This window comes from Streptomyces sp. T028 (assembly GCF_048159505.1).
Lineage (GTDB): Bacteria > Actinomycetota > Actinomycetes > Streptomycetales > Streptomycetaceae > Streptomyces.
Genome location: NZ_JBLRVZ010000030.1, coordinates 198769 through 200708, shown reverse-complemented (window position 1 = coordinate 200708; position 1940 = coordinate 198769). Strand labels below are relative to the sequence as shown.

The 1940-nt window shown below is 74.8% G+C and carries 2 protein-coding genes; both read left to right on the top strand.

What is annotated here, in order from left to right; translation table 11 throughout:
• The first annotated feature begins 228 nt into the window (after positions 1-228).
• Entirely contained in the window at positions 229-813 is a 585-nt protein-coding gene (locus ACLZN2_RS28785; RefSeq protein WP_416982169.1) for a putative colanic acid biosynthesis acetyltransferase, read from the top strand.
• Entirely contained in the window at positions 810-1931 is a 1122-nt protein-coding gene (locus ACLZN2_RS28780) for a glycosyltransferase (RefSeq protein ID WP_416982167.1), read from the top strand. The genes ACLZN2_RS28785 and ACLZN2_RS28780 overlap by 4 nt, the downstream gene beginning before the upstream one ends.
• Positions 1932-1940: the final 9 nt, after the last annotated feature.

Sequence of the window (1940 nt, the reverse complement as noted above, 5' to 3'; positions counted from 1 at the left end):
CCGATACTGGATGTATCGGGGTGATCCCGACAACGCGGCGAGCGTGCGTGCCAGGCGTCGCCGGGCAGGCGGGACTTTCGAAACACGCCCTAGGAGGGCATCCCTCAGGAATGATCGATGCGGCCCCCGGGTTCCGGCCCGGGGGCCACGTCCGCCATCCGGGCAGGTCTGCCGCCAACACGCGGCCGGCACGGGTGCTTCGTCCCCGCCGCCGTGAAGGATCGCGTCATGGTACAGACCACTTCCGTCGCAGACCCGGCGCACCGGCCCGTCGTGGCACGCCGCCTGCGCGGCTTCACCGGTGCCGGATACGACAAGGGGCGCCCTCCGCTGGTGCAGGCCGCCTGGTACGCCGCCCAGCATCTGCTGTTCACCCAGTGGTGGTTCCCGGCCCGCTGGCGGCCGCCCCTGCTGCGCGCCTTCGGCGCCCGCGTCGGCCGGCGGGTGCTGATCCGGCGCGGGGTGCGCGTCCACTGGCCGTGGAAACTCGACGTCGGCGACGACGTCTGGATCGGCGAGGACGCCTGGATCCTCAACCTCGAACCGGTCACCATCGGCCACGACTCCTGTGTCTCCCAGAGCGCCCTGCTCTGCACCGGCGGCCACCGCCGCCGCAGCGCCACCTTCGAGTTCGACAACGGCCCCATCCGGCTGGAGCCGGGCAGCTGGGTCGCGGCCCGCGCGGTCGTCCTGCGCGGGGTCACCGTGGGCCGCGGGGCCGTGGTGGGCGCGGGCGCCGTCGCCCACCAGGACCTGGCGGCCGGCGCGGTGCTGACGACCGGTGCCGCACCCGCGCGGGGAGGAGCCGCATGAGACTGGTCCATGTGGTCACGCTCGTCAGCGACGACGGGGCCTTCGGCGGTCCCACGAGCGTGGCGGCCGCCCAGCTCGAGGAGTGCGCCGCCCGCGGCCACGACGTCCGGCTGGTGTCGCTGTGGCGGGGCAGGGGCGCGGCGCCGGCCCCGCGACGGGTCGGAACCGTCCCGTTCGTCTCCCGCCCGGCCCGGCGCCTCGTCCCCGGCCGGGGCTGCCTCGGACTCATGCACCCGCTGCTGCTGTGGGACCTGTGGCGGGAGACCGGCCGCGCCGACGCCGTGCATCTGCACGCGGGCCGCGACCTCGTCTCCCTCGCCGCTCTCGCCATGGCCCGGCTGCGGGGCAAGGACTACGTCACACAGACCCACGGCATGGTCGAGCCCCGCACGGCCCCCGTGGCGCGGGTCTTCGACCGGCTGTTCGTGCCCCTGCTGCGCGGCGCCCGCGCGTGTCTCGTGCTCACCGAGCGGGAGCGCCGCGAACTGTCCGCGGTCCTGGGCCCGGACGGCCCCCCGCTGGTCGACCTGCCCAACGGCCTGCGGGTGTCCACCGCGCCGGACGCCGGCCGGGCGCCCGCCGACCACGAGGTGATCTTCCTGGCCAGGCTGCACCCGCGCAAACGCCCCGAGGCGTTCGTCGAGATGGCCGCCCTGGTCCACAAGGAGTTCGACGGGGCCCGCTTCACGCTCTACGGCGCCGACGAGGGATCGCTGCCCGGCGTGCGCAGGCTGATCGGGGACCGGGGCATCGCCGACGTGGTCTCCTACGGCGGCGCGCTCGACCACGCGGCGGCCCTGGAGGCCTACCGCAGGGCCGCGGTGTACGTCCTGCCCAGCGTGCAGGAGCCGTTCCCGATGACGGTCCTTGAGGCACTGGCCGAGGGAACTCCGGTCGTGTGCACGGACAGCAACGGCATCGCGGCCGAACTGGCCCGCAGGCAAGCGGCGTTGGTCACCGACGGCAGCCCCGAGGCGCTGGCCGACGCGGTGGGCCGGCTGCTCGCCGACCCGGACCTGCGCCACCGTCTCGCCGACGCCGGCCGGCGCGCGATCGACGAGGTCTTCTCCATTCACGCGGTCGTGGACCGGCTGGAGAGGCTCTACCGGGAGGGATGACGGAAGCGG

Bases quoted from the DNA above. Each gene is read 5' to 3' on its own strand.
- ACLZN2_RS28785 (WP_416982169.1), top strand. From the start codon at position 229: ATGGTACAGACCACTTCCGTCGCAGACCCGGCGCACCGGCCCGTCGTG.
- ACLZN2_RS28780 (WP_416982167.1), top strand. From the start codon at position 810: ATGAGACTGGTCCATGTGGTCACGCTCGTCAGCGACGACGGGGCCTTC.